Source organism: Microbacterium sp. HJ5 (genome assembly GCF_054824025.1).
In genome coordinates, this window is sequence record NZ_JSYE01000020.1 from 81,251 (window position 1) to 107,219 (window position 25,969).

At 68.5% G+C, this 25,969-nt stretch carries 24 protein-coding genes; 14 read left to right on the forward strand and 10 right to left on the reverse strand.

Annotated elements, in window-relative coordinates:
* The first annotated feature begins 1 nt into the window (after position 1).
* Genes OB08_RS11070 through OB08_RS11095 form a run of 6 tightly spaced genes read left to right on the forward strand, consistent with a single transcriptional unit; the run spans position 2 to position 7,430 of the window.
* The gene (locus OB08_RS11070; protein WP_461474680.1) at positions 2-1,783 is read left to right on the forward strand and encodes an ABC transporter ATP-binding protein; all 1,782 of its coding nucleotides are present in this window, start codon (positions 2-4) and stop codon (positions 1,781-1,783) included.
* The gene (locus tag OB08_RS11075) at positions 1,780-2,859 is read left to right on the forward strand and encodes a glycosyltransferase (protein ID WP_461474682.1); all 1,080 of its coding nucleotides are present in this window, start codon (positions 1,780-1,782) and stop codon (positions 2,857-2,859) included. Before OB08_RS11070 ends, OB08_RS11075 begins: the two co-directional genes overlap by 4 nt.
* A gap of 1 nt (position 2,860) precedes the next feature.
* On the forward strand, positions 2,861-4,000 hold the full coding sequence (locus tag OB08_RS11080) for a glycosyltransferase family protein (RefSeq protein WP_461474684.1): 1,140 nt from the start codon (positions 2,861-2,863) through the stop codon (positions 3,998-4,000).
* Positions 3,997-5,124, forward strand: coding sequence for a glycosyltransferase family protein (locus OB08_RS11085; protein WP_461474686.1), 1,128 nt, complete (start codon positions 3,997-3,999; stop codon positions 5,122-5,124). The genes OB08_RS11080 and OB08_RS11085 overlap by 4 nt, the downstream gene beginning before the upstream one ends.
* A gap of 29 nt (positions 5,125-5,153) precedes the next feature.
* The gene (locus tag OB08_RS11090; RefSeq protein WP_461474688.1) at positions 5,154-6,344 is read left to right on the forward strand and encodes a glycosyltransferase; all 1,191 of its coding nucleotides are present in this window, start codon (positions 5,154-5,156) and stop codon (positions 6,342-6,344) included.
* 9 nt (positions 6,345-6,353) lie between these two features.
* Positions 6,354-7,430: a glycosyltransferase gene (locus OB08_RS11095; RefSeq protein WP_461474690.1), complete on the forward strand. Its 1,077-nt coding sequence runs from the start codon at positions 6,354-6,356 to the stop codon at positions 7,428-7,430.
* A gap of 1 nt (position 7,431) precedes the next feature.
* Here the strand turns inward: OB08_RS11095 and OB08_RS11100 are convergent, their stop codons facing one another.
* A complete protein-coding gene (locus OB08_RS11100) occupies positions 7,432-8,865 on the reverse strand; it encodes a hypothetical protein (protein WP_461474692.1) in 1,434 nt (477 codons plus the stop codon).
* 93 nt (positions 8,866-8,958) lie between these two features.
* On the opposite strand from OB08_RS11100, the gene OB08_RS11105 reads away from it, so the two are divergent.
* Positions 8,959-9,498: a GNAT family N-acetyltransferase gene (locus OB08_RS11105; RefSeq protein ID WP_461474694.1), complete on the forward strand. Its 540-nt coding sequence runs from the start codon at positions 8,959-8,961 to the stop codon at positions 9,496-9,498.
* Here OB08_RS11105 and pseI read toward each other — a convergent pair.
* The 3 genes from pseI to pseB are packed head-to-tail and all read right to left on the reverse strand — an operon-like array spanning position 9,444 to position 12,592.
* Positions 9,444-10,490: a pseudaminic acid synthase gene (gene pseI / locus OB08_RS11110; RefSeq protein WP_461474695.1), complete on the reverse strand. Its 1,047-nt coding sequence runs from the start codon at positions 10,488-10,490 to the stop codon at positions 9,444-9,446. The two genes, OB08_RS11105 and pseI, sit on opposite strands and share 55 nt — an antisense overlap.
* The gene (pseC, locus tag OB08_RS11115) at positions 10,487-11,611 is read right to left on the reverse strand and encodes a UDP-4-amino-4,6-dideoxy-N-acetyl-beta-L-altrosamine transaminase (protein WP_461474697.1); all 1,125 of its coding nucleotides are present in this window, start codon (positions 11,609-11,611) and stop codon (positions 10,487-10,489) included. Before pseC ends, pseI begins: the two co-directional genes overlap by 4 nt.
* The gene (gene pseB, locus OB08_RS11120; RefSeq protein WP_461474699.1) at positions 11,612-12,592 is read right to left on the reverse strand and encodes a UDP-N-acetylglucosamine 4,6-dehydratase (inverting); all 981 of its coding nucleotides are present in this window, start codon (positions 12,590-12,592) and stop codon (positions 11,612-11,614) included. It abuts the gene before it with no gap.
* A gap of 168 nt (positions 12,593-12,760) precedes the next feature.
* Here pseB and OB08_RS11125 point away from each other — a divergent pair, with 168 nt between their 5' ends.
* From OB08_RS11125 to OB08_RS11135, 3 genes are read left to right on the forward strand one after another with little or no spacing between them, the layout of a single operon-like run.
* Entirely contained in the window at positions 12,761-13,705 is a 945-nt protein-coding gene (locus OB08_RS11125; protein ID WP_461474700.1) for a hypothetical protein, read from the forward strand.
* 31 nt (positions 13,706-13,736) lie between these two features.
* Positions 13,737-14,807 (forward strand): non-hydrolyzing UDP-N-acetylglucosamine 2-epimerase, encoded by a 1,071-nt coding sequence (gene wecB / locus OB08_RS11130; protein ID WP_461474702.1) that lies wholly within the window; start codon positions 13,737-13,739, stop codon positions 14,805-14,807.
* Positions 14,804-15,511 (forward strand): cytidylyltransferase domain-containing protein, encoded by a 708-nt coding sequence (locus OB08_RS11135; RefSeq protein WP_461474704.1) that lies wholly within the window; start codon positions 14,804-14,806, stop codon positions 15,509-15,511. Before wecB ends, OB08_RS11135 begins: the two co-directional genes overlap by 4 nt.
* Before the next feature lie 3 nt (positions 15,512-15,514).
* Here the strand turns inward: OB08_RS11135 and OB08_RS11140 are convergent, their stop codons facing one another.
* The 3 genes from OB08_RS11140 to OB08_RS11150 are packed head-to-tail and all read right to left on the reverse strand — an operon-like array spanning position 15,515 to position 17,336.
* Positions 15,515-16,141 (reverse strand): pseudaminic acid biosynthesis-associated methylase, encoded by a 627-nt coding sequence (locus tag OB08_RS11140; RefSeq protein ID WP_461474706.1) that lies wholly within the window; start codon positions 16,139-16,141, stop codon positions 15,515-15,517.
* Between the two features lie 32 nt (positions 16,142-16,173).
* Positions 16,174-17,004, reverse strand: a complete 831-nt coding sequence (locus OB08_RS11145) for an acyltransferase family protein (protein WP_461474708.1) — start codon at positions 17,002-17,004, stop codon at positions 16,174-16,176.
* Positions 17,001-17,336, reverse strand: a complete 336-nt coding sequence (locus OB08_RS11150; protein WP_461474710.1) for an acyltransferase family protein — start codon at positions 17,334-17,336, stop codon at positions 17,001-17,003. Before OB08_RS11150 ends, OB08_RS11145 begins: the two co-directional genes overlap by 4 nt.
* A 76-nt stretch (positions 17,337-17,412) precedes the next feature.
* Here OB08_RS11150 and OB08_RS11155 point away from each other — a divergent pair, with 76 nt between their 5' ends.
* Positions 17,413-18,705 (forward strand): nucleotide sugar dehydrogenase, encoded by a 1,293-nt coding sequence (locus OB08_RS11155; protein WP_461474712.1) that lies wholly within the window; start codon positions 17,413-17,415, stop codon positions 18,703-18,705.
* A gap of 77 nt (positions 18,706-18,782) precedes the next feature.
* On the opposite strand, the gene OB08_RS11160 is transcribed toward OB08_RS11155, so the two are convergent.
* Complete coding sequence (locus OB08_RS11160; protein WP_461474714.1) at positions 18,783-20,012, reverse strand: FG-GAP-like repeat-containing protein; 1,230 nt, start codon at positions 20,010-20,012, stop codon at positions 18,783-18,785.
* Positions 20,013-20,344: 332 nt separating this feature from the next.
* Between OB08_RS11160 and glf the strand changes: the two genes are divergently transcribed.
* Genes glf through OB08_RS11175 form a run of 3 tightly spaced genes read left to right on the forward strand, consistent with a single transcriptional unit; the run spans position 20,345 to position 23,057 of the window.
* Positions 20,345-21,481, forward strand: coding sequence for a UDP-galactopyranose mutase (gene glf, locus OB08_RS11165; protein WP_461474715.1), 1,137 nt, complete (start codon positions 20,345-20,347; stop codon positions 21,479-21,481).
* A gap of 23 nt (positions 21,482-21,504) precedes the next feature.
* Positions 21,505-22,311 carry an ABC transporter permease gene (locus OB08_RS11170; protein WP_461474717.1) on the forward strand — a complete coding sequence of 269 codons (807 nt, stop codon included), beginning with the start codon at positions 21,505-21,507 and terminating at the stop codon, positions 22,309-22,311.
* Positions 22,311-23,057 (forward strand): ABC transporter ATP-binding protein, encoded by a 747-nt coding sequence (locus OB08_RS11175; protein WP_461474719.1) that lies wholly within the window; start codon positions 22,311-22,313, stop codon positions 23,055-23,057. The genes OB08_RS11170 and OB08_RS11175 overlap by 1 nt, the downstream gene beginning before the upstream one ends.
* Here the strand turns inward: OB08_RS11175 and OB08_RS11180 are convergent.
* Both OB08_RS11180 and OB08_RS11185 read right to left on the reverse strand, forming a co-directional pair.
* Positions 23,042-24,031 (reverse strand): glycosyltransferase family 2 protein, encoded by a 990-nt coding sequence (locus OB08_RS11180; RefSeq protein ID WP_461474721.1) that lies wholly within the window; start codon positions 24,029-24,031, stop codon positions 23,042-23,044. The genes OB08_RS11175 and OB08_RS11180 overlap by 16 nt on opposite strands.
* Positions 24,028-25,938: a glycosyltransferase gene (locus OB08_RS11185; protein ID WP_461474723.1), complete on the reverse strand. Its 1,911-nt coding sequence runs from the start codon at positions 25,936-25,938 to the stop codon at positions 24,028-24,030. Before OB08_RS11185 ends, OB08_RS11180 begins: the two co-directional genes overlap by 4 nt.
* Positions 25,939-25,969: the final 31 nt, after the last annotated feature.

Here is a 25,969-nt window from a genome sequence, read left to right on the forward strand (position 1 = left end):
GATGAAAGCGGTCTTCAGCACTCTCCGCACCCTGACCCCGTTGCTCCCGCGTGGGGCGCGACGGTTCATCGCCGTCTACATCGTGGCGTCTTCGCTGCTGGCGATCCTGGACATCGCCGCTCTGATGCTCCTCGCTGTGGCCTTCGGAGCGATGGTGCAGGAGAACGGCATCACGCTTCCCATCCTGGGTCGCATCGCGGGGACGTCGGCGATGACGCTCCTGGTGGTGGTGTGCGGGCTCATCGTCGCGAAGTCGATCCTGTCGACCTGGCTCCAGTGGGCCGCGACGCGACGATTCGCCTCGTACGAGCTCGAGATCGGCGACTCGCTCTTCAACGTGTACATCCGCGCGCCGTGGACGGAGAGACTCCGCCGGAACACCGCCCAGCTCGTCCGGATGGCGGACGTCGGGATCGCGGCGGTTGTCGGTGGGTTCCTCGTTCCCCTGAGCTCGATCCCGTCGCTGCTCGCGACATTCATCGCCGTGCTCGTCGTGCTCTTCGTGAGCCAGCCCCTCATCGCTCTCATCACCCTGGCCTACCTCGGCATCATCGCCGCAATCCTGTTCGTGCTCGTGACGCGGCGCGCGACGATAGCCGGCCGTGTCAACCGCGACTACTCCTTCCGCGTCGCGTCTCTGATGTCCGACATGGTGAGTGCACTGAAGGAGATCACGCTGCGCGGCTCCGCCGCGTCCGTCGCCCAGGTCGTGCACGGCAATCGATCGCGCGCGGTGCGGGCGCGGGCCAACCTCAGCTTTCTGGGCGTGGTTCCCCGCTACGTCTACGATGCCGCCCTGGTGGTCGGCTTCCTCCTCATCGGCGGCGTCTCGTGGGCGATAGGCGGGCCGACGCAGGCTTTCACCTCCATCGCGCTCTTCGGAGTCGCGGGCTTCCGAATCGTCCCGTCCATGACGGGCTTCCAGTCGATCCTCACTCAGACGCAGGCGAGCGTGCCGATCGTCAACGCCGTGATCATGGACATCGTCGCCGCCGAGGCGGTGATGGACGACACGGCGGGGACGCGCCCCATCGAGGGCGAGCCGAAAGTCCTGGCGCTGTCGGGCGTCGGTTTCAGCTACCCGTCTTCGTCGACCCCTGCTCTGCGCGACGTCGACTTGACGGTGCCGATGGGGACCAGCGTGGGCCTCGTGGGCTCGTCCGGGGCGGGGAAGTCGACGCTGGTCGACGTGATCCTCGGTCTGCTCGAGCCGACGGAGGGCACGGCGACCATCGACGACGTGCCGCTTCATGAGGTGCTGGCAGCGTGGCGTTCGCGGGTCGGCTACGTCCCGCAGGAAGTCTCGCTCTTCTCGGGATCCGTCGCACAGAACGTCGCGCTCACCTGGGGTGACGACTTCGACGAGCTGAAGGTGCGACGTGCACTCGAGCGTGCGCAGCTCCTCGATGTCGTCGAGTCGCGCAAGGGCGGCATCCACGCTTTCGTCGGTGATCGCGGCATGGCGCTGTCGGGCGGACAGCGTCAGCGCCTCGGAATCGCTCGCGCGCTGTACAACGACCCCCTCGTGCTCGTCATGGACGAGGCGACGAGCGCGCTCGACACCAAGACCGAGTCGGCGGTGGCGGAGGCCATACGGAGTCTGCATGGTGAGGTCACGGTGATCGCCATCGCGCACCGTCTCTCGACCATCCGCCAGAGTGACCAGGTCTGCTTCATGCGGGACGGTACGGTTGTCGCCCGGGGGACGTTCGACGACGTGGTGCGCTCCGAGCCGGACTTCGCCGAGCAGGCAGCGCTGGCCGGCCTCGGGGCGACGGAATGACCGACGGGCCACTTCTCGATGTCGTGATCGCCGTACACGACCCGGGGCGCCGTGTGGACCGGGCTCTGGCGTCGCTGGCCGACCCGTCCGGGCGCGCGAGGGTGACGATCGTGTGCCACGGTCTGACGACGGAGACGGTGGCCGAGGCGATCGGCGAATACGACCGGTCTGCGGTGCGGCTGGTGCCCTTCGACGACGGCATCCCCTCGCCGTCCGGTCCCTTCAATCACGGCCTCGCACTGGCGACCGGCGACTACGTCATGATCATGGGGTCTGACGACTTCCTCGAGCCCGGCGCGCTGGGCGCGTGGATGGATGCCGTCACCGCGAGCCGTGCCGACGTCCAACTCGTGGCCCTTCGATACCAGGGCGGCGCGCTGCTGGCGAATCCGCTCACGCGTCCCTGGCGCCGCCGGCGTCTGAACGCCGTCCGAGACAGACTCTTCCACCGCACGGCTCCACTCGCCCTCATCCGTCGGGATCTGATCGCTCTGTGCGAAGGACCCCTGAGTCCCGGCATGCCGGTCGGCGGTGACCTGGCATGGAGCAGCGCGCTGTGGACGGCGCCCGTGCGGATCGACTTCGATCCGCGGCATCCGGCTTACGTCATCGGCGCGGACGCCGAGACGCGGGTCACGACTCAGCCGCGCGCGTTGGGCGCCGTGCTCGATCCCGTCGACGCTCTGCTCGGGAATCCCTGGGCCGCGCGGCAGCCTCGCCCCGTCCGCACGTCTCTCGTCGCGAAGCTTCTGCGGGTCAACGTCATCGGCGCCATCAGGTCCCGTCCCTCGGCTCAGGCATGGCCGCACGAGGATCGTGAGCGGATCGCTGCGACCGTCTCCGCGGCCCGCTCATACGGTCCGGCGGGGTTCGACGATCTCCCGCGTGCCGACCGGGACTTGCTGGACGCGGTCACGGCGGCAGGCGCACGTGCCGACGACATCGCCGCGGCGCTGGTGCGGTACCGCGGCGCCGGTCGCGCCGCCCGGCTCCTTCCCCGCCGGCTGTCGCGGGCATTCGGACGTGAGAGCGTACTCCGACGCTACGCGCGCTACACCGTGGACAGACGAGGGTGACATGACGGCGACCTCCCGGCCCACCGTGCTGATCCTGTCCTTCTCGCCCATCGCTTCCGATGCCCGCGTGCTGAAGCAGATCATGCTTCTCCGCGAGCGGTACACGGTGACGACGTGCGGCATCGGCGCGTTCGAGCTCGAAGGCGTGGAGCACATCCGGATCCCGGACGGTCTCCCCGCGCGAAAGCTCGACGGACGGCTCGTCACGCTCAAGCTCTACCGCGCGGCGTATTGGCGCATCCCCGCGGTCCGGTGGTCCGCTGCCGCGCTGCGCGGGCGGACGTTCGACGTCGTGCTGGCCGATGACGTGGAGGCGGTTCCGGTGGCACTGGGCCTCAAGCCCTCACGGGGCGTCCACGCCGACCTCCATGAGTACACCCCGCGCCTGCATGATGAGGATCCTGCCTGGGCGCGGCGGATCAAGCCGTTCTGGGACTGGGTCTGCAGGACGTACGTCCGGCGCGCCGCTTCATGGACCACCGTCGGCAGGGGGCTTGCACGGGAGTACGAGCGGGAGTTCGGCTTCGCGCCCGGCATCGTGGTCAACGCCGCCCCGTTCGCGGAGCTTCAGCCGACGCCGGTGCAGAGGCCCCTCCGGCTCGTCCACAGCGGCGCGTGCCTTCCCGCACGGAACGTCATGGCCGTCGTCGACGCCGTCGCCCAAGCCCGGTCCGCTGTGACGCTCGACCTGTACCTGACGCCGAACGACCCGCGGCACCTCGAGGAGATCCGCATCCGGGCCGAGGAGCTCGACGGGGTGACCCTGCATCCTCCCGTGCCCTACGCAGAGCTCATCGGGACGCTGAACGACTTCGACCTCGGTGTCCACCTCCTCGCGCCCACCAACTTCAACAACCGCTGGGCTCTCCCGAACAAGCTCTTCGACTACGTGCAGGCGCGACTCGGGGTGCTCATCGGTCCGTCGCCCGAGATGGCCGAGGTCGTGCGCGAGCGCGGGATCGGCCGCGTCGCCGACGGCTTCACGGCTGCGGATCTGGCACGGGTGATCGATTCGCTCGACGCCGACGACGTGCGCGCGTTCAAAGCGCGGTCGGAGATCGCAGCGCACGATCTGTCGGCGGAGTCGCAGAGCGCCGGATGGACAGATGCCATCCGCAGACTCGCAGGAGGAGACACGTGAGACGCCGGCTGCTGATCCTGTCCTTCTCTCCGATCGCGTCGGACGCGCGAGTGCTCAAGCAGATCGAGGCGCTGAAGGACCGGTACGAGCTGACGACCCTCGGTTATGGCCCCGAGCCGGCGGGTGTGCGCCGTCACGTGAGGCTTCCCGACGAGCGGGTGTACTGGCGCTATGACAAGCGCGCCCTCCTCCTGCGCAGATTCGCCCACGCGTACTGGAGCAATCCCGCGGTGGCATTCGTCGCGGGCGCACTCGCCGATGAGAAGTTCGATGTCGTCCTCGCCAACGACATCGATTCGGTGGGCGTGGCGCTGTCGCTGCGACCCTCCCTCGGAGTCCACGCCGACCTCCACGAGTATGCGCCGCGGCAGAAGGACGACAATCGCCGCTGGCGCCTGTTCGTCGCGCCGTTCGTCCGCTGGATGTGCCGCACATTCCTCCCTGACGCCGGGTCGGTCACGACCGTCGGGACGGGAATCGCGCGGGAGTACGAGCGGAGGTTCGGCGTCCGCGCGGAGGTCGTGACGAACTCGGCGCCATACGCCGAACTGGATCCCGCTCCTGTCGGCGAACCGATCCGGCTCGTCCACAGCGGAGCGTGCCTGCCCGGCCGGGGGATCGACCAGATCATCGAAGCGGTCCAGCGGACGACCGCGTCGGTGTCGCTCGATCTGTTCCTCATGCCGAACGATCCGGGATACCTCGCGAATCTGCGGAAGCGGGTCGCCGGTGACTCGCGGATCCGGCTGCACGACCCGGTCTCGTACGACCGCTTGATCGGTACGCTGCACGCGCACGACGTCGGAGTGCACGTGCTGCCGCCGGTGAACTTCAACAACGCGTGGGCACTGCCCAACAAGTTCTTCGACTACATCCAGGCGAGGCTGGGAGTGATCACCGGTCCGTCTCCCGAGATGCGCAGCGTGATCGAACAGCGAGGCGTCGGAGCGGTCGCCGGCGGGTTCGACTCGGCGGCCCTGGCGGAAGTCCTGGACACCCTCACATCGGATCGCGTGGCCGCCTGGAAGCGCGCATCGGACGCCGCCGCACTCGATCTGTCCGCGGGGCGCCAGGTCGAGGTCTGGGTGCGTGCGATCGACGCGCTCGTGGCAAGGGAGGTCTGACCGTGGCGCTTCCGCGAGGATCCGGTGCGATGAGGGTCCGCATCGCCCGCCTCATCCCGGATCGGCTCCTCGAGCGACTCCTTCCTGCGCAGCTTCAGTTCACCGCCGGAGTCGCGCCCGCGCGCCCCGCCGACCCGGCGATGCCCATCCGCCTCTTCATCGGCCCGGTCAACTTCGCGGGTCAGGGGTGGCAGTGGGCACGCGCCGCCGAGCGGTTCCTCGACGGAGTTTCGGCCACGTCGATGGCGTACTCGGCCGGATCCATGTACCGCTTCCCCGTGGACCAGCGGGTGTCCGCATCGGTCTATCTGATGTCTCGCCCGTGGCAGGACCGACAGCGCGCCGCCGTCACGACGGGCTACACGCACGTGATCGTCGAGGCCGGCCGCAGCTTGTTCGGCGACGTGTACCGGCAGAGCGTCGCGGACCAGGTGCGGATGCTGCAGTCCACCGGCATCCGAGTCGCACTCCTCACCCACGGCAGCGACATGCGCATCCCCTCCCGCCACGCGACCGCGCATGAGTTCTCGCCGTACGCGCCGGGAGAGTGGGAACTGACCGACACCCTTCGCGACGAGGCGGACCGGAACCACCGTCTGGCCGCCGACCTGGCTGTGCCCGTGTTCGTATCGACCCCCGGCATGCTCGACGATGTTCCTTACGGTCTCTGGCTGCCGGTCGTCGTAGACCCCGCACTCTGGGTCACGGACACGCCGCCTCTCGCGAGTGCCGTTCCGCTGGTCGTGCACGCACCCAGCAGCACAGCGGTGAAGGGCACGAATCTGATCGAGCCGACGCTCGCGAGGCTCGTCGACGATGGACTGATCAGGTACGAGCGGATCGAAGGCATCGCGGCAGACGCCATCCCCGACAGGTTCCGCAGTGCCGACATCGTGCTCGATCAGTTCCGTCTCGGCGACTATGGCGTGGCCGCATGCGAGGCGATGGCCGCCGGCCGCGTCGTCGTCGGCAACGTCACCCCCGGGATCCGCCGTCGTGTGCGCGAGCAGACCAACTGTGAACTGCCCATCGTTCAGGCTGACCCGAACACCCTGGAGACGGTTCTTCGCGGCATGGTCGCCGATCCGCAGCGCGCGCGAGCGACCGCTGCCGCGGGGCCGGCCTTCGTCGCCGAGGTCCATGACGGACGTCGATCCGCTCAGGTTCTGGCGCCCTTCCTCCATTCGGACGACTCCGGCGCGTCCCTTTCCGAAGGTTAGGCTCAGCGGATGCCCGAGCCCGCCATCGATCACATCATCGCCGTCCATGACGTGAGGCGTCCCATCGCGCGCGCCGTGGGTTCCGTGCTCGCCGGGACGAAGAGTCCGCTCCGGGTGACGGTTGTCTGCCACAACCTCGGCCAGGACGCGGTCGCGGAGGCGCTTGCCGCTCATGTCGACGACCCGCGCCTGCGTCTCGTCGAGCTCGCCGACGGCATCCCGAGCCCATCGGGCCCATTCAACGCCGGGCTCGACCTCGCCACCGCGAGATACACCTCCATCATGGGTTCCGACGACTCCGTCGAGACCGGAGCGCTCGACTCCTGGCTGGCGTTGGCCGAACGCACGGCGAGTGACGTCGTCATCCCGCGGGTCACGGTGGTCGGTCGCGGGCCGATGCTCACTCCTCCGGCGCGCGTGGGGAGGACCCGTGCGCTCGACGGCGTCCGCGACCGGCTGGCCTACCGGACGTCGCCCCTCGGCCTGGTGTCGCGCGCGCGCTTCGGAGACTTGAGGTTCCCCGCCGGACTCCGCTCGGGGATCGACGTCGAGTACGGCAATCGGCTGTGGTTCTCAGACGCACGCATCGCCTTCGATCGTCGCGGGCCGTCATATCTCGTGCACGAGGATGCTCCCGTCCGTGTGTCGACTGTCGCGAAGCCGGTCGCGGCGGACGCATCGTTCCTCGAGGGATTGCTGCGCGGAGACGTGTTCCGTTCGCTCACGTCGACGCAGCGCGACGCGGTGGTGACGAAGATGCTGCGCGGGAATGTGCTGATGTGGATCACGTACCGGCCGACGGAGGACCTGTGGAGTGCCGACGACGTGATCGCGCTGGGCGAGGTGGTGCGCCGCTGCGCCGACATCGCGCCGGCTGCGTTCCGTCCGCTCTCACGCACCGATCGCGACATCCTCGACGCCTTCGCCGCACCCACGCCCGACCTGCGCAAGGCGCTCGCGCTCCTGCCCGGACGGACCGCGATCCGCCCGCGCAATGTCGTGCCGCGCAGTATAGGCGCGTTCCTCCACAGGGAGGCACCGCCGCGATTCGGTCTCGCCTCGAAGCTCCTGGGCCGCGGTATCTGACTCAGCCGGCCGCGAACGCCCGGAAGGCCTCGACGGCGCCGGGCTTCCACACCGCCTCTGCGAGTGCGCGCTCGACCGTTGTCGGCGGCTCGATGAAGTGCGCGACGATATCGCCGACGTCGGTGAGGTCGCGGCTCAGACGCAAGGGGAAGACATCCGCCGAAGCGTAGTGCTCGGCCAGTGCGGACTCGAGCACGGCGACGTGGCAGCCGTATGCGAGCGCCTCGAACAGCATCGTGCTGGAGAAGCCGACGACGGCCCGACTGGCTGCGAGCGCGGCGCCGGCGTCGGCGGACAGGTCGAGCTCGATCCCGTCGCGCCGCAGCACGCCCTCGTGCCTGGACGCCGCCGACGCGCGTTCGACCGGGTGCGGACGGAGCGCGATCTCCCAGTCGTCGGGGAGACGGTTGCGCAGGGCGATGAGCGCAGAGTCGACGAGGTCGTGCTCGAAGTTGCTGGAGACGAACAGGAGTCGCGCGGGTCGGCTCGACCAGCTCGGCGGACGGAGGACGAGGGGATCCAGGGTGGGCTTGCCCACGGGAAGGAAGCGCCCTGCATACCGGATGTCGCGGCCCCAGTACTCGCCGTACCCCAGGATGGTGTCGGGGAGGCAGCGAGCCAGGGCCGGTTCCCGCATCAGGCCTCCCGCGTTGTAGGCGGCGTGGCTGCTGCCCATCCAGCCGTGCTGCAACTCCGTCACGTCGATGCCGCGGTCGTGTGCCAGCGCGATCTCCGCCGCGCGGGTGCCGTATGCAGCCGTCTGCATATAGAGCCGGCGCGGGCGGACGGTGTCGAGCAGGCGGGAGAACTCCCGCTGGGCATGCGACGCGCGCTGAGCGCGGCCGATGACGTCGCCGATCGCCCGCCGACGGCCCGACTCGGTCACAGGATGTGCGAGTGCATCGAACGCGTCACGCATCGCCCGCTCGACGGTCGCGCGCGCCGCGGAGTCCTGCGGATTCCGGTCGACCGCCTGCGCGATGCGTTCATTCGACAGCGCGTAGGTGTACGTGCGCGGATTCGCGGGAGTGAACGCGGTGGCGCTGAACCGGTCGAAGTACGCATCCTGCACCACCACGGCGTCGTCGCCGAGCGACCGCGCGAAGTCGTCGGTCAGCCAGTTCACGTAGCCGCCTGCGCGGGGGGTGCGCGTCCATCCGCTCGCCACGAACAGGTGGTCAGCACGCGGCGCGTGCGCGCTCGCGCGGCGGTTCGGGATGATCCGCCGTGCCGCCGTGACGAGACGATGCTTGAGGGAATGGCTCTGATATGTCGGCACCGAGGTGCCGATGTCGGTCTCCGCCAGGGCGCGCGAGAGCGGCCAGCGTGCGAGCGGCCAGAGCGGGACGTCTGTGCCGGGGATGAGCACCCGCAGGGACGACGGCGGATCGTCCTCGAGGTCGAGGAGCGCGCGCATTCCCGCCGTCTCGCTCAACAGCACCCTCCGGTCGATCTCGCGCGCCGTCGGACAGCGCCGGATGAGTCTACCCGCTGGGTGCGGGCGGGACGCCGCCGATACCCTGGGGTCGTGACTTCATCGATGGGACCCCTCCGGGCGCGCGCCGCCGGGCTCGACGATGCGGCCATGGTGCTCACCTGGCGCAACGATCCCGACACGAGGCGAATGTCGCTGCAGACGGACGTCGTCCCGCTGGACCAGCATGTCCGCTGGTTCACGGCGAGTCTGGCCGATCCGCGCCGGGTGATCCTCATCGTCGACGACACACGGACGGGTGAGCCGGTGGCCATGTGCCGATTCGACGCGGACGAGGCGATGGGGACCGTGATCGAGGCCGAGGTGAGCATCAACCTCGCCCCCGAGCACCGCGGTCGGGGCTACGGCCGCCCCGTGTTGGAGGCCGCGATCGCGGCGCTCGAGGAGTCCCACCCGAAGGTGCAGCGCCTCCGCGCAGTGATCCGCCCTGAGAACACGGCAAGCTTGCGCCTCTTCACGGCGGCCGGCTTCGTGCCCAGTGGACCCGAGGACGCCAGTCCGAGGTCCTTCGTCCGTGTTCAGTCGGAGGCGAGCAGCTCCCACGACAGGGGAGTGCCCACACCGGCATCCTGACGGAATCTGCGGCCGAGCACATCCGGCAGGTGGACGGGTGCGAGACCACCCGAGGGACGAACGGATCGGACGTTCGCCTCCGTCAGGACGTCGCCCGCCCGAACTGCGGTCGCGACGTACAGCGAGGGGCGCAGGCGCAGCGACTCCGCCTCGGCCGCCGTCGACCACGCGTGTGCCGAGCCCAGCGCCGCGACGGCGGCGCGCGATGCGTCGACCAGAGCCGCGAGTTCACTCGGCTCGAGTGAGAACGCGCTGTCGACGCCGCCGTCGTCACGGCTGAGGGTGACGTGCTTCTCGATCACGCGGGCGCCCAGAGCTGCGGCCGCCACCGACACCCCGATGCCGAGCGTGTGATCGGAGAGCCCCGCCTTGACGCCGAACATGTCGGTCATCGCCGACATGCGGCGCAGGTGCGTGTCCTCGGCGCGGGCGGGGTAGGAGCTCGTGCACGCGAGGAGGGTGAGGTCCTCGCACCCACCGCGGCGAGCCGCGTCCACCGCGGCCGCGACTTCGGCGATCGTGGCGGTGCCCACGGACATGATGACGGGCTTGCCCGTCGCCGCAACCTGCTCGATCAGGGGGAGGTCCACGATTTCGAGGGATGCGATCTTGTACAGCGGTGCATCGAGCGATTCGAGGAAGTCCACCGCGGTCTCGTCGAATGGAGTGCTGAAGGCGATCATCCCCAGGTCGCGCGCGAGCTCGAAAATGGGTTCGTGCCACTCCCAGGGCGTGTGGGCTTCCGTGTAGAGGTCGTGCAGCGTCCGCGACCCCCACAGCTCGTGCCCCTCTGACACGCGGAACGCGGGGGCGTCGACGTCGAGCGTGATGGTGTCTGCGGTGTAGGTCTGGATCTTGACCGCCTGCGCCCCGGTGTCCGCCACCGCGCGGACGATGTCGAGAGCCCGATCGAGAGACCCGTTGTGATTCCCTGAGATCTCGGCGACCACGAGGGGGAGGACGTCGCCCTCTCCCGGTATGGGGGATGTCATGCGAGAACCTCTCTCACCGCGTCGATGACACGGCTCTGATCGTCGTCCGTGAGCGCGGCGTACATCGGCAGGGAGATCTCCTCGCGGTAGTACTGCTCGGCGACCGGGCACAGGCCGCGTCGGTAGCCGAGATCCTCGAAGACGGGGTGCCAGTACACCGGGATGTAGTTGACCTGGACGAGGATGCCGCGCGCACGGAGCTCCTCGAAGATCCGCCGCCGGTCCGCGGCGGGCACGCGGAGCGGGTAAAGGTGCCACATCGGATCGACGTGGGCGTGCTTGACGGGGAGGGTGAGCCCGAGGTCCGCGAGCTCGTCGGAGTATCGCTCGAAGATGCGGGTGCGACGCTGCTTGAACATGGCCAGGCGTGAGAGCTGGCTGGTCCCGAGTGCGGCCAGGACATCGGGCAGCCGATAGTTGAGTCCGAACTCGTGCACCTCTTGGTGCCACGGCCCCTCGTCGGGCATCCGCTGCCGCTCCGGATCGCGGACCAGTCCGTGGGTGCGGTACGCGCGAGCGCCGTCGGCCAGCCGCGCGTCCGAAGTCACGACCGCTCCGCCCTCGGCCGTCGTGAGATTCTTCGTCGGGAAGAACGAGAACGTGGTGATGTCCGCGATCGATCCCACGGCGGCGCCGCGGTAGGTCGATCCGATCGAGTGCGCCGCGTCCTCGAGCAGCAGTGCCCCTCGTGCGTGCGCGATGCTGCGCAGTTCGTCCAGCTCGACGGGATGCCCGGCGTAGTCGACGGCGGCGACGACCCGCGTGCGGTCGGTCATGGCCGCCTCGGCGGCCGCGGGATCCAGATTCCCGGTCGCCGGGTCGACGTCGGCGAATTCGATGCGGGCGCCCAGCTGCGCGGCCGTGGCGGCCGTCGCGACGAACGTCAGCGGAGTGGTGAGCACCACGTCTCCCTCACCGACGCGGGCGGCGGCGTACGCGGCGTGCAGCGCCGCCGTGCCCGATGACACTGCGATCGCGGCATCCGCTCCCGCCTCTGCGGCGATCGACTGCTCGAACGTCGCGACTGCCGGGCCCGTTGTGAGCCACTCGCTGCGCAGCGCGTCGACGACGGCCGAGACGTCGGCATCGTCGATCCACTGCCGGCCGTACGGGATGGACACTCAGCGCATCCCGTCGACGAGCGCGCGGATCTCCTCGACCGAGAGCCACTCGTCGTTCGAGTCCGACTGGTACGCGAACCCGTCGGCGACGGGCTCGCCGTCGGGCATGACGAAGCCCCAGTCTGCGATCGTGGGGAGGACGATGTACCGGTCTCCTGCGCGGATCGTGCGGCGGCTGTCGTCGCCGGAGATCATCTCCTCGTGCAGCTTCTCACCGGGGCGGATGCCGACGATGTGGCGCGGTGCGCCCGGGGCGACGGCTTCAGCGATGTCGAGGATGCGCGTGCTCGGGATGCGGGGCACGTAGAGCTCCCCGCCGTTCATCTGGTCGAAGGAGTCGATGACGAACTGCACCGCCTGGGGCAGGGTGATCCAGAACCGGGTCATCCGCTCGTCGGTGATCGGCAGCGACTCGCCCCTCTCGGCGAGACCGCGGAAGAACGGCACCACCGAGCCGCGGGAGCCCATGACGTTGCCGTAGCGCACGACCGAGAACCGCGTGGTGTAGCCGGCGGCGTAGTGGTTGCCGGACTGGAAGAGCTTGTCTGCGGCGAGCTTCGTCGCGCCGTAGAGGTTGAGCGGGCTGGACGCCTTGTCGGTGGAGAGGGCGACGACCTTCTTCACCCCGGCGTCGATGGATGCTTCGATGACATTCTGCGAGCCGATGATGTTCGTGCGAACGAACTCGAACGGGTTGTACTCCGCGGTGTCGACCTGCTTCAGGGCCGCGGCGTGAACCACGTAGTCGATGTCGTGCATCGCGCGGCGCAGGCGATGCTCGTCGCGGATGTCGCCGATGAACCAGCGAAGCCGCGGGTCGTCGCCGAGGAGCTGGCGCGCTTCGTACTGCTTGAGCTCGTCGCGCGAGTAGATCACCACACGACGGGGACCGAGGTCTGAGAGGATGCGGCTGATGAACGCCTTGCCGAACGATCCGGTTCCACCGGTGACGAGAATCGACGAACCTTCGAGAATGGACAACTTGGAACCCTTCAGCTGGATGAGCCGGACTTCGCCGGCCACGGCGTTTCCAGGGTACCCTCGCCTGCGCGCGCAGCACGATTCAGCGAGCGACTCGAGCCCGGCGGTCCCGACATGCGTGTGATGCTTCGCGCCGATGCGGGAGTCACACAGGGCACGGGGCACGTCATGCGCCTGCTCACCCTCGCCGAGGCCCTTCACGAGGGAGGGCACGACGTGGTGCTCGCGACCGCGGGCATCGACATCCCGTGGCTGGCCGACGCCGTCCTGGCCAGCGGCGTGCAGGTGATCCCTGCACGTCGTGATCGCCTCGATGGCGAGCTGGTGGCGCGGCGGCGCCCCGACTGGGTCGTCGTCGACAGCTACCAGATCCCGGCGCGGGAGATCTCGATGGCCGCGCGGCTGTCGCCGCTCCTGCTCTTCGCGGACGGCCACGCCCGCGGCGCGGACGCGACGATGTACCTCGACCAGAACCTCGGGGCGGAGGACCGTCCTCTGACGGATGCCGGCCCGGGGGAGCAGCTGCGGGGCTCGGCGTACGCCCTCGTGCGTTCGGCGTTCACGAGTCGCATCCCTTCGTCGCCCGCCGAACTGCGCCACCGTCCGCCGCGGGCCGTGGTGGTGCTGGGAGGTACCGATGCCGACGACCGCACCCTGGAGATCGCCGCCGCGTGCGCAGGCGTCGACGGCGTGCATTTCACGTTCGTGGCGCAGACCCGCCAGCACCGGTCCCTCGCCGACATCGCTCCGGCCGGCACGTGGAGCATCCTGGCGCCCACGCCGGATCTTCCGGCGCTCCTCGCCGGCGCAGACGTGGTGGTGTCCGCCGCAGGCACGACCGCCTGGGACGTCTGCACGCTCGGAGTCCCCACGATCCTCCTTGCTGTCGTGGACAACCAGCAGGACTCCCTCCAGGCCGCCGTCTCCTCCGGCGTGGCTCACGGAGCGGACCTCGTCGACGCGCCCCTCGACCGCTCGTGGTTCGCCGCGGCGGTCCGTGCCCTCGTCGACGAACGATCCACCCGCGAGGCGCTGGTCGCAGCGTGCCGCCGTCACTTCGACGGACAGGGTGCGAGGCGGGTCACCGCGGCGCTCGCCGACCGCGTGCGGTGATGCCCGTCGCGGAAACGTAGACTTCTGACCCGTGAAGGTCATGAGCGTCGTCGGGGCACGTCCGCAGTTCGTCAAGCTCGCGCCGATCGCGCACGCCGCCGCGCGGGCGGGCGTCGAGCACATCATCGTCCACACGGGTCAGCACTACGACCCGCTCCTGTCGGACGTGTTCTTCTCCGACCTGGGGATCCCGGCGCCGGACGTGCATCTGGGCGTCGGTTCGGGCTCGCACGGTGTGCAGACCGGCGCCATGCTCGGCGCGCTGGACGCCGTCATCCTCGAGCACGACCCGGACTGGGTGCTCGTCTACGGGGATACCAACTCCACCCTTGCCGCGACCGTCAGCGCCGTGAAGCTCCATGTGCCCGTGGCACATCTCGAGGCGGGACTCCGCTCGTTCAACCGTCGCATGCCCGAGGAGCACAACCGCGTGCTCACCGACCACGCCGCCGATCTCCTGCTCGCCCCGACCGAGGTCGCCGTGGGACACCTCGCCTCGGAGGGTCTCGCCGATCGGACGGTGCTCGTCGGCGACGTCATGACCGATGTGCTCTTCGGTGTCCGCGAGCAGGCACCGCAGGAGCCCGGCATCATCGCCGAGCTCGGCCTTCGGCGCGGCGAGTTCTTCGTCGCGACGATCCACCGCGCCGACAACACCGACGACCCCGCCCGCCTGCGCGAGATCGTCGACGCGTTCTCGGGCCTCGACAAGCCGATCGTGCTGCTGGCGCACCCGCGCGTTCGCGCACGCGCGATCGAGTTGGGCGTCGAGCTGTCCGGCGGATCGCTGATGGTTCACGATCCGCTTCCCTATCCCGATCTGATCGCGACGGTCCTCGCGTCCGCGGGCGTTGTCACCGACTCCGGCGGCCTGCAGAAGGAGGCCTTCCTGCTGCGCGTTCCGTGCACCACCGTGCGCACCGAGACGGAATGGGTCGAGACCGTCGACCTCGGGTGGAATGTCCTCGCCCAGGGGGCGACGGAGATCGCCGCGGCGGTCTCGCGTCCGCAGCCGGCTGCGACCGACGCGACGCCGTATGGCGATGGCCGCGCCGCCGACCGCGTCATCTCCGAGCTTCGAGCCGGGATGGCACGCCGATGACGCTGGCGGTGGTGCAAGCACGCATGAGCTCGAGCCGCCTGCCCGGCAAGGTCGTCGCCGACGTCGAAGGGCGTCCGATGATCCTCCGCCAGCTGGAGCGGGTGCGGGCAGCGTCGCTCGTGTCGGATGTCGTCGTCGCCACGTCCGTCGATGCATCCGACGATCCCCTCGTCGACCTCCTCGCCGACGCGGGTGTCACGGTGCACCGCGGCTCGCTCTCCGACGTCCTCGACCGCTATCTCGGCCTCGCAAGGCTCCGCGGTGTGGACCGCCTCCTCCGGCTCACAGCCGACTGCCCGCTAACCGATCCGGCCGTGATCGATTCCGTCGTCCAGGCCCACGAGGAGAGCGGCACGGACTACGCCTCGAACGTACTCGAGCGCACGTTCCCCCGCGGTCTCGATGTGGAGTCGGTCACCACCGATGCGCTCGAGCGCGTGGCAGCGGTGGCGACACCGGCGGAACGCGAGCATGTCACGCAGGGGATCTACCGGCGCCCCGAGTCCTTCACGCTCACGTCCGTGACGCAGCACGTCGACAACTCCCACCTGCGGTGGACGGTCGATCTGCCCGCGGACCTCGAGTTCGTCCGCGCGGTCTACCGCGAGCTCGGGACGAGTTCGGGCCTCTTCGGATCGGAAGACATCCTCGAGCTGATCCGACGTCGGCCGGAGCTGGCGCATTCGGAGCCGGCCGCTCCCTGATCGTCAGATCCTGCGCGGCTTCTCGAGCAGGAACCAGGTGCAGTCGGTGCCCAGGAATCCCGGGTCTCGGCGATAGCGGAATCCATAGTCGACGAGCTGCAGGTCGTCGTAGAGGTCGAGCATCTCACCCGCGAAGTCGCGCTTGAAGAGCTTGTTCTCATGCCCGCGGTAGCTCACGTGCACCGGTTCGGGATTGTAGTACTCCACGATCAGGATGTAGCGCTCGCTCGCTTCGTAGAGCTTGGCGTACGCGGCCGGGAGGAGCTCGGGATCGAGATGGATGAGGACCCCCTTGGCGAGAGTGAGGTCGACAGTGGACTCGACGTCGTAGTCGAAGATCGAGCCCATCCACACATCGGCGATCCCCAAGGACTCGGCCGCGGCGTGGGCCGTCTCGTTGAGCTCGACGCCCGAGAGCCGGCAATGCGGCAGCAGCTCGTGCAATGCGCGCAGGTTCAACCCCCGATTCGTGCCGAACTCCAGCAGGCTGCGCACCGAATGGGCGTGACGCAGCGCATCGGAGAAGAGCGCGAGGTTGCTGGCCAGCAGCTCCGGACCGTCGTTTCGCACAACGTATTCGTCGCCGAACCGGCCACGCCAGAACTCTTCCTGTTCGGTGAACTCGCGCATGCCGCCGACGCTACACGACCATCGGCGGGGCCTCAGGATCGAGCCACGGTGGAGTCGGCGGGGGAACGGCGCGTCGCAGCACCGGCCTTCCGGCGAGTCGACTGCCAGTAGCGAAGTCGCTTCTCGACCGGGCGCTCGATGAAGGCGTGGAGCGCCCACGCCGCCGCGAGCGACGCCGCGAGCAGCGCGACGAACCACATCGCCGCGATCCATCCGCCCTGCTGGAAGCCCACGACGTTGAGCACGGCGTAGATGAGCGTCGCGTGGATGAGATAGAAGGCGTACGACCACTCGCCCAGCCGCACGGCCAGCGGAGCCGAGAGGAGCCGGGCGCGTCCCTTCAAGTCGGCGGACGCGGTCGCGACGACGAGGAGCGCGCAGCCGATCGTCACCACTTCGTTGGTGTACGGGCCGACGAGGGCGTAGTAGCCCTCGGCCGCAGGAATGCGGTCCGTCGCGATGAGCATCGCGATCCAACCGCCCAGCAGAGCCAGCGGCACCCAGATGGGGAGCCGCGGGCGCCAGCCGTGGCGGAAGGCCCACGCGAGGCACATGCCCAGTACGAACTCGTTGAAGCGGAGGATCGGCCACGGCAGCCCGGACACCCAGCTGCCGGGGTTCGTGATCATGAGGACGCGGGTGCCGATCGCGAAGACGACCACGCACACCGCCGCGATGAGCGCACCGCGTCGCGCGAGCCTCTTGAGCCCCATCGAGACGAAGGGATGCATCGCGTAGAAGAACGCCTCGACCGTGAGGGTCCACGCCGCCGGGTTGCCAGCGAAGAGGATCACCGGATCGCGTGACCACCCCTGCAGCAGGAAGACGCAGAGCAGAAGGATGCCGAGGTCGAAGGGCTTCACCCACCCCTGCGCGGGGTCGGGTTGGAGGCTGTAGAAGAGGGGATCGCGAGGAAGAGCGTGACCAGCGTCAGCGGGTAGATCCGAGAGAACCGGCGCCACCAGAACGTCCGCTTGTCGACCTCTGGACGCCAGGCCCACGTGAGCACGAAGCCCGACAGGACGAAGAAGAACGTGACTCCCAGATGGCCGAACCCGGCGACCGCCGCGATCGGACCGGGGAGGGGGACGAGATTCTGGATGTGGTGAGCGAAGACGGCGAACGCCGCCCACCACCGAAGCCCTGTGATGGCATCGAGGCGGCGCATTGACCCGTTGTCCGTCGTTGCCGTCACCGGAGGGATTCTATTACGCACCGCCTGTGCGGTCGGTGGGGACGGGCCGTGAGGCGGGACGCCTAGACTGGAACCCATGCGCATCGCCGTCGTGGCCCTCGGAAAGATCGGCCTTCCCCTCGCCGTCCAGTTCGCAGATTCCGGTCACGAGGTGATCGGCGTCGACGTCAATGCAAAAGCGGTCGAGACCATCAACTCGGGCGTCGAGCCCTTCCCCGGTGAGGCGCACCTTCAGGAGAAGCTCGCCGAACTGGTTCCCGCGGGGCGGCTGCGCGCGACCACCGACTACGCCGAGGCGATCCCGGGGGCCGACGCGGTCGTGCTCGTCGTCCCGCTCTTCGTGAACGACACGACGTGGGAGCCCGATTTCGCGTGGATGGATGCCGCGACCCGCTCCCTCGCGGAGCACCTGACCCCGGGGACGCTTGTGTCCTACGAGACGACGCTTCCCGTCGGCACAACCCGCGGCCGCTGGAAGCCGATGCTCGAAGAGGGGTCGGGACTCGTCGAGGGAACCGACTTCCATCTCGTGTTCTCGCCGGAGCGCGTGCTGACCGGCCGCGTGTTCGCAGACCTGCGCAAGTACCCGAAGCTCGTCGGAGGCCTCTCGGCGGCGGGTGCCGAGCGCGCGCGAGAGTTCTACGAAGCAGTGCTGCAGTTCGACGAGCGCGTCGACCTTCCCCGCCCCAACGGCGTGTGGGATCTCGGCAGCGCGGAGGCTGCCGAGATGGCCAAGCTGGCCGAGACGACCTACCGCGATGTCAACATCGGCCTCGCGAACCAGTTCGCGCTGTTCGCGGCAGATCATGGCATCGACGTCTACCAGGTCATCGAGGCGTGCAACTCCCAGCCCTACAGCCACATCCATCGCCCCGGCATCGCCGTGGGCGGGCACTGCATCCCGGTCTACCCGCGCCTGTACCTCTCGACCGACCCCGATGCCGATATCGTGCGCACCGCACGCCTGCTCAACGCCTCGATGCCGGAGCGCCTGGTCGGGCAGGCCGCCGACGTGCTCGGCTCGCTCGAGGGAACCCGGGCTGTGGTGCTCGGTGCGGCGTACCGTGGCGGGGTCAAGGAGACGGCATTCTCGGGCGTGTTCCCGACGGTCGAGGCGCTCAGGTCCCGCGGCGCTGAGGTGCGTGTGCATGATCCTCTTTATTCGGACGACGAGCTCCGTTCACTCGGCTTCGAGCCGTACGCTCTGGGCGACGACGTCGACCTGGCCATCCTGCAGACGGATCACGCCGACTACCGCACCCTCGGCCCCGCGCAGCTTCCCGGAATCCGGCTCATCGTCGACGGGCGCAACGCGACGGACGCAGCGAACTGGACAGGTACGCCGCGTCTTGTCGTCGGCGCGGGGTGACCTCGCCGCCGGCTTCCGATCGGTGCGCGCGGGGAGGGGTCTTCGCCCCACCCCGCGCGCTCACCATGCCGCGTCGCTCAGCCGAGCGCTGAGAAACCGCCCCAACCGGTTCCGACGTTGGTCACGGTTCCCCAGCCGCCCTTGCCGTTCCCACGGTAGAGCGTCATGGTTCCGTCCGAGCGCCTCGCCAGCACATCGGGCTTGCCCGACCCGTCGAAGTCTCCTGCGCTGATGATGGCGGTCATGCCGCCCCAGCCCGTGCCGATCTGCTTGGCCGCGCCCCACGAGCGCGTTCCGGTGGTCGGATACAGCCAGAGCGTGCCGTCAGCGCGGCGGGCGATGAGGTCGCCGCGCGTGTCGCCGTTGAAGTCTCCCGCGTAGAACAGGGCGGTCATGGTGCCCCACCCTGTGCCGATCTGCGCGGCGCTGCCGCTGAACCCGCCGGCCCCGTTGCCGCGGTAGAGCATGAGCGCTCCCGTAGGCTTCACGGCCAGGACGTCCGTGCGCCGATCGCCGTCGAAGTCGATGCCGCCGACGACGCGACGGAATCCGCCCCAGCCTTTGCCGATCGCGACGGGCGCGGCGTGTGTGCCGGCCCCGGTCCCGCGCATCAGCTCGAAGGTGCCGTCGGCGCGGATGCGGCCGAGGTCACCCATCCCGTCGCCACTGAAATCGCCGAGCGTCACGAGCTTGTCGTCTGCGCGCCAGCCCGTGCCCACGGCGGTGGCCGAACCCTGCCACCCGCCGGCGCCGTTCCCGCGATAGACGAGGAGCCGACCTTGACTGTCGACAGCGACGATGTCGGCATCGTGGTCGCTGTCGGCGTCGCCTGTGCCGGGAACTGTTGCGGACTTGCTCAGCCCGAAGATCTGCACCCAGTAAGAGGAGTAGCAGGTGCCCTTGGCGTAGCCGATCCCCACACCGGTGTACCGGGAGTTGAGGATGTTGGCACGGTGGCCCGACGAGGCCATCCAGGCGCTCACCACCGCGCCGGAAGAATAGCCGGCGGCGATGTTCTCGCCCGTGGCGGACCATCCGGCACTCGCCGTTCGGCTCGTCCGCCACGAGGCCGTGCTGTGCGCGAAGGTGCAGGACTTGGCGAGTTGCTGCGCCCAGGCCTGAGCGGCCCTATCGAGGGTGGAATCGGAGATGAGCGGCTTCAATCCGGCCTTTACGCGCTGCGCGTTGGTCTGGCTGAAGACGGTGGCGGTGTCGGCCGTCGCGGCCTGCGCGGGTGAGGCGACGGCTACGCTCGCGCCGACGACGAGGACGGCGGGCAGGATGATGGACAGAATTCGGGCGCGCATGACGGCCCTCCTTTGCACGCTGGGTCGTACAAATGACAGGGCCTGGGGATGCCCGGGCGCCCTGGGGAAGCGCTTGCGATTTACGCTAGCCGAGTGACAGGTGTGAAAGAAGTGCGCTTCTGTCCCCTCTTTGGGGGACGAATCCGATGATTTTCGGCGTGTCGTGGTGCGCGCATACCAGTGTCGGGCTATGTTAACCGCCCCGCGCCTCAAGTTTTCCCTCAGGATTTGCGCGGACGCGCTCCCGGTAAACTGTTGCAGCGCGGCGGCGCCTCCCGTCGCCGCGTCGCCGTTCCCGACGGCGTTCCACCCTGCAAAGGAACAGCACCCGCATGGACTTGCTCGTCGTCGGCTCCGGCTTCTTCGGTCTCACCATCGCGGAGCGCGCCGCGGCATCCGGTCGCAAGGTCACGGTCATCGACCGCCGCCACCACATCGGCGGAAACGCGTACAGCGAGGACGAGCCGACGACCGGTATCGAGGTGCACCGCTACGGCGCACACCTCTTCCACACGTCCAACCCCGGTGTATGGGAGTACGTGAACCGCTTCACGACGTTCACGGATTACGTGCACCGCGTGTACACCAACCACAAGGGCGTGGTGTTCCCGCTGCCGATCAACCTCGGCACGATCAATCAGTTCTTCCAGGCGGCGTATACGCCCGACGAGGCGAAGGCGCTGGTGCACGAGCTCGCGGGCGAGTTCGACGCCAAGGAGGCGGCCAACCTCGAGGAGAAGGGCATCGCCCTGATCGGGCGCCCGCTGTACGAGGCGTTCATCCGCGATTACACCGCGAAGCAGTGGCAGACCGACCCCAAGGAGCTACCAGCCGAGATTATCAGCCGGCTCCCCGTGCGCTACAACTACGACAACCGCTACTTCAACGACACGTGGGAGGGCCTGCCGACCGACGGCTACACCGCGTGGATCGAGCGCATGGCCGATCACCCCAACATCGAGGTGAAGCTCGAAACCGATTTCTTCGACGAGTCGCAGCCTCTCAACAAGGCGTCGACGGTCGGTCAGCTCCCGATCGTCTACACGGGTCCCGTCGATCGCTACTTCGACTACGCCGAAGGCGCTCTGTCGTGGCGCACCCTCGACTTCGAGGAGGAGGTGCTCGAGGTCGGCGACTTCCAGGGCACGCCCGTCATGAACTACGCCGACGCGGACGTCCCGTTCACGCGCATCCACGAGTTCAAGCACTTCCACCCCGAGCGCGGCGAGCGGTACCCCGCGGACAAGACGGTGATCATGCGCGAGTTCTCGCGCTTCGCCACGCGCGACGACGAGCCGTACTACCCCGTGAACACGCCGGAGGACCGGAGCGGGCTCGTCGCGTATCGCGAGCTCGCCAAGGGCGAGAAGGACGTTCTCTTCGGCGGCCGGCTCGGCACGTACCAGTACCTCGACATGCACATGGCCATCGGCGCGGCGCTGTCGATGTGGAACAACCAGCTCGCCTGACTCCGGGACCTTAGACTCGCATCGTGACCACCGCAGCAGTCGGCGCGCCCGGATCGCCGCGGCGGTATCTCCACTCGCTGTGGCTGCTGTCCGCCCGCGATCTCAAGGTGCGGTATTCGACGAGCGCGCTGGGGTACCTCTGGTCCGTGCTGGACCCGCTCGTCATGAGCGCGATCTACTGGTTCGTCTTCACCCAGGTCTTCCACCGTTCGGCTGGGCTCGAGCCGTACATCGTGTTCCTCATCACGGCCCTTCTGCCGTGGGTGTGGTTCAACGCCGCGGTCTCCGATTTCACGCGAGCGTTCAACAAGGACGCGAGGCTTGTGCGCTCCACCGCCATCCCGCGGTCGATCTGGGTGAACCGGATCGTGCTGTCGAAGGGCATCGAGTTCCTCTGCTCGCTGCCGGTGCTCGTGCTCTTCGTCGTCGTCGCCTCGTTCACCGACACCCCCGTCCAGCTCAACTGGGGACTCCTGCTGTTCCCTGTGGCGGTCCTTCTGCAGACGGTCCTGCTGGTCGGACTGGGTCTGCTCGTGGCCCCGCTGTGCGTCATCTGGACCGACCTGGAGCGCACGACCAAGCTCATCCTGCGCGCCCTCTTCTACGCGTCGCCGGTCATCTACGGCGTCTCGGACCTCCCCGGTGTCTTCGAGACGCTCGCCGCGTTCAATCCGCTCGCAGGGATCTTCGCGATCTATCGCGTGGGCTTCTTCGCCGAGGAGTGGGATCCGTGGGTGATCGGCATCGGAGCCGTGATGTCGTTCCTCTTCCTCGCCCTCGGTCTCCTGGTGTTCCGCCGGCTCGAGCGTCCCCTGCTTAAGGAGCTGTGATGGAGGCATCCGATCACGCCATCGAGGTGCAGGGGCTCGGAGTGCGCTTCCGTCGCAACAGGCGCGGGCGCCGCAGCATCAAGGACCTGTTCGCCGACTCCTCCCGACGCTCCAAACCGGGGGAGTTCTGGGCTCTGCGCGATGTCGGCTTCGTCGTCCGGCCCGGCGAATCGATCGGCGTCGTCGGCCGCAACGGGCAAGGCAAGAGCACTCTGCTGAAGCTCGTGGCCGGCGTCTTGATCCCGGACGAGGGCACAGTCGAGGTCGTCGGCGGAGTCGCGCCCCTCATCGAGATCACCGGCGGCTTCGTCGGCGATCTGACGGTCCGCGAGAACGTCCGCCTGACGGCGGGTCTCCACGGGATGCCGCGTGCCGAGGTGTCGCGGCGGTTCGACGGCATCATCGACTTCGCCGAGCTGCACGACTTCGTCGACACTCCGTACAAGCACCTCTCCAACGGCATGAAGGTGCGTCTGGCGTTCGCCGTGGTCTCCCAGCTCGAGGAGCCGATCCTGCTCGTCGACGAGGTCCTCGCCGTGGGCGACAAGGCCTTCCGGGAGAAGTGCTACAAGCGCATCGACGAGCTGCTCGCCGAGGGCCGCACGCTGTTCTTCGTGAGCCACAACGAGCGCGACCTGCGCCGCTTCTGCACGCGCGGGCTGTACCTCGACAAGGGGCGGCTCGCCATGGATGCACCGATCGCCGAGGTGCTCGACCGGTACAACGCCGATTACAACGCGGGCTGACCCTCGGACGCCGCGGCAGTCAGGGGCGGCATCGGTCGCCAGGAGGCGTCCTTCGCGATCTTCCGGCCGTCGCGGATGCCGCGGAACAGGTTGCTCGTCCCGCGCACCTTGCGTTCGACGAACACCAAGCGGATGAGCTCCTTCACGAACGTGAGACCCGAACCCAGCCAGAACCGCACGGGCCGGTACGCGCCGTGCTGCTTGAAGTAGTGCCTGATGTAGGCGCGGTTGCGCATGATGTAGTACCGGTAGGCATCGCTCGACGCGTTGAGGTGCCGGATGCCCATGTCCCACTGGCGGATCTCGCGCGTGCGACGCAGGACGAACTCGTTCACGATGACCGCCGTCGTCCGACGCGAGGCGAGCCAGCCGTACACCGAGTCGTCCCAGTAGATGAAGAACCGGGGATCGGGCAGGCCGACCTGCTCGACGATGTCGCGATGGATGAACATGCCCTCGAAGCATCCGGAGTTCATCTCGCGGTAGCCGGACGAGTCGAAACCCGCCGGCGCGAACGGAATGGGGATGCCGAACGGGATCGACAGGCGGTACTGCCAGTAGAACTCGCTGCCGTCGTAGTCGTACCGACGACCCTGGATGCTCTTGAAGCGCGGCGCCCACTTGCCCATCTTCGCCAGGCCGTCGGGGATCACCTCGACGTCGTCGTCCATGAGCCAGATCCACTCGGAGCCCAACTCGTGCGCGACGCGCATACCCTCGCTGAAGCCGCCGGACCCGCCGGTGTTCCTCTCCATGCGCCGGTAGACCAGCGTTGCGCCGAGACGATCGCGGAAGCCCTCGACCACCTCGGTCGTGTCGTCGGACGATGCGTTGTCGATGACGACGACGTGACCGGGCTTCGGGTCCATCTGGACGATGCTGTCGAGCAGGCGCGTGAGCAGGCCCGAGCGGTTGTAGGTGACGATCGCGATCGTCGCGGAGGCGGGATCGAACGTGGATGCCTGCGCCGTCATCGGGTCTCCTCGAAGGTGCGCTGCCAGGCGGCGAGCGAAGTGAGCTCGGGTGCGGCAGCGCGGTATTCCGCGGCCAGTCTGGACCAGTCCCTGCGCAGTCGGCGATGGAGCCGGGTGCTCTCGAGAAGCATGCGCCGGAACTGCCCGCGGTCGCGCTTGTAGATGTTCTTTCCCGATCCGTCGGCGGCGCTGACGAGGGCGCTGTCGTAGACCGGAACCCTCCACCAGTACGCATCGCCCTTGCCGAACTCGACTTCAGGCTGCTCGAGGTTCTCGGGGCGCGGTCTGTGGAGCCAGTGGGCCACGAGCGTCGAGAGCGTGAACCAGCGCAGGCGGAGCCCGGTCGGATTGTCGAGCTTGTGGAGGGAGAGGCGCTTGAACACCACTCGCCCGCGTCGGGAGCGCAGCGGCACGCCGGAATCCCGGTGCACGACGGTCTCGGGGAATTCGGCCGCGAGCGCGCGGGCGGCGGGCATCGCCGTGGCGAGGGTGGATCGCATGTGCGCGGGGCCCGAGAGGACATCGCGCAGGGCACGGTGCCGCAGCGCGACCGGGTAGTACTGCATCATCATCAAATGCTTGAGGTCCATCCGCCGACTGTGCCGGAGCAGGGTGCCGCCGCCGGGGGAGCCGGAGTGCAGGAGTGCCGCCACGATGCGGTTGCGGGCGTGGAAGTACGCCTGCCAGTCGATGGTGTCGTCCTTGCCCACCCACGAGACGTGCCAGAGTGCCACGCCCGGAAGCGAGACGGTGGGGAACCCGCTCTCTCGTGCGCGCAGACAGTACTCGGCGTCATCCCACTTGATGAAGGCGGGGAGCGGCAGGCCCACCTCCCGGATGACGGCGAGAGGGATCAGGCACATCCACCAGCCGTTGTAATCGGCATCGAGACGCATGTGCAGCATCGGCGTCTGACGCAGGTTCGCGACGCTGAAGTCGTGGGGGAGTTTCTCCTGATAGAGGGCGCGCCACATGAACGGCTCCTCGTCGACCACTTCGGCCCAGGCATGCAGCTTGGGTCGGTCGAGCAGGTCGAACATGTGCGCACCGACGATGGTGGGCACCGTCGCGAAGCGCGCGAACACGATCGACCGGCGGACGGACTCGGGCTCGAGCCGAACGTCATCGTCCATGAGCTGGACGAACTCGGTCTCGGTCCGTGCGAGGCTCTCGGCCATCACCCGCGCGAAGCCGCCGGACCCGCCGAGATTCGGCTGGGTGACGATCTGGAGCGTCTCGCCGAGCGCCTTCGCGACGTCGGGGTACTCCGGCTGCGCATCGACGCGCCGGTCGCCCTGGTCGATCAGGAAGATACGGTCGACGAGCTCGAGCACGTCCTCGGATTCGGCGAGGTTGAGAAGCGTCCAGATGCAATAGTCGGGCTTGTTGTACGTCGTGATGCCGATGGATGCCTTGCCCTCACGTGCGGGCTGCTGCTCGGTCGTCCACTCGGCGCCCTCGAACAGTGCGCTCTTCTCGTCTGCGACGATGTCGAACCAGATGAAGCCGCCGTCGCTGTATTGGTCGAGGACCAGGTCGAAGGTCGTCGTCGCGGTACCTTCCACCTCGCTCGTTTCGATGCGCTGGCGGACGCCCGAGCCGTTGGACCGGTACACCAGGATCGTCGCGGGGCCTACGGTCCGCACGGTCAGACGGACCTCGCGGACCGTCGTCCAGTGCTGCCAGTACGCCGCGGGGAACGCGTTGAAGTACGTGCCGAACGAAACGCGCCGTCCGGCGACGATGCGCGCCGAGGTCCGTCCGAGGATATTGCCGAGCTGCGCGCGACTGGACACGCGAACCGGCTCGTCGTCGATGACCGACCATGTCTCGGGATCGACGTACAGCGGAAGAAGATCAGGGTCGCGATCTGTAGGGAAGACGACGTTCTGAAGGATGTATGTCACGTGTTTGGGGGCTTCCGTCTGCGGGCGCGCG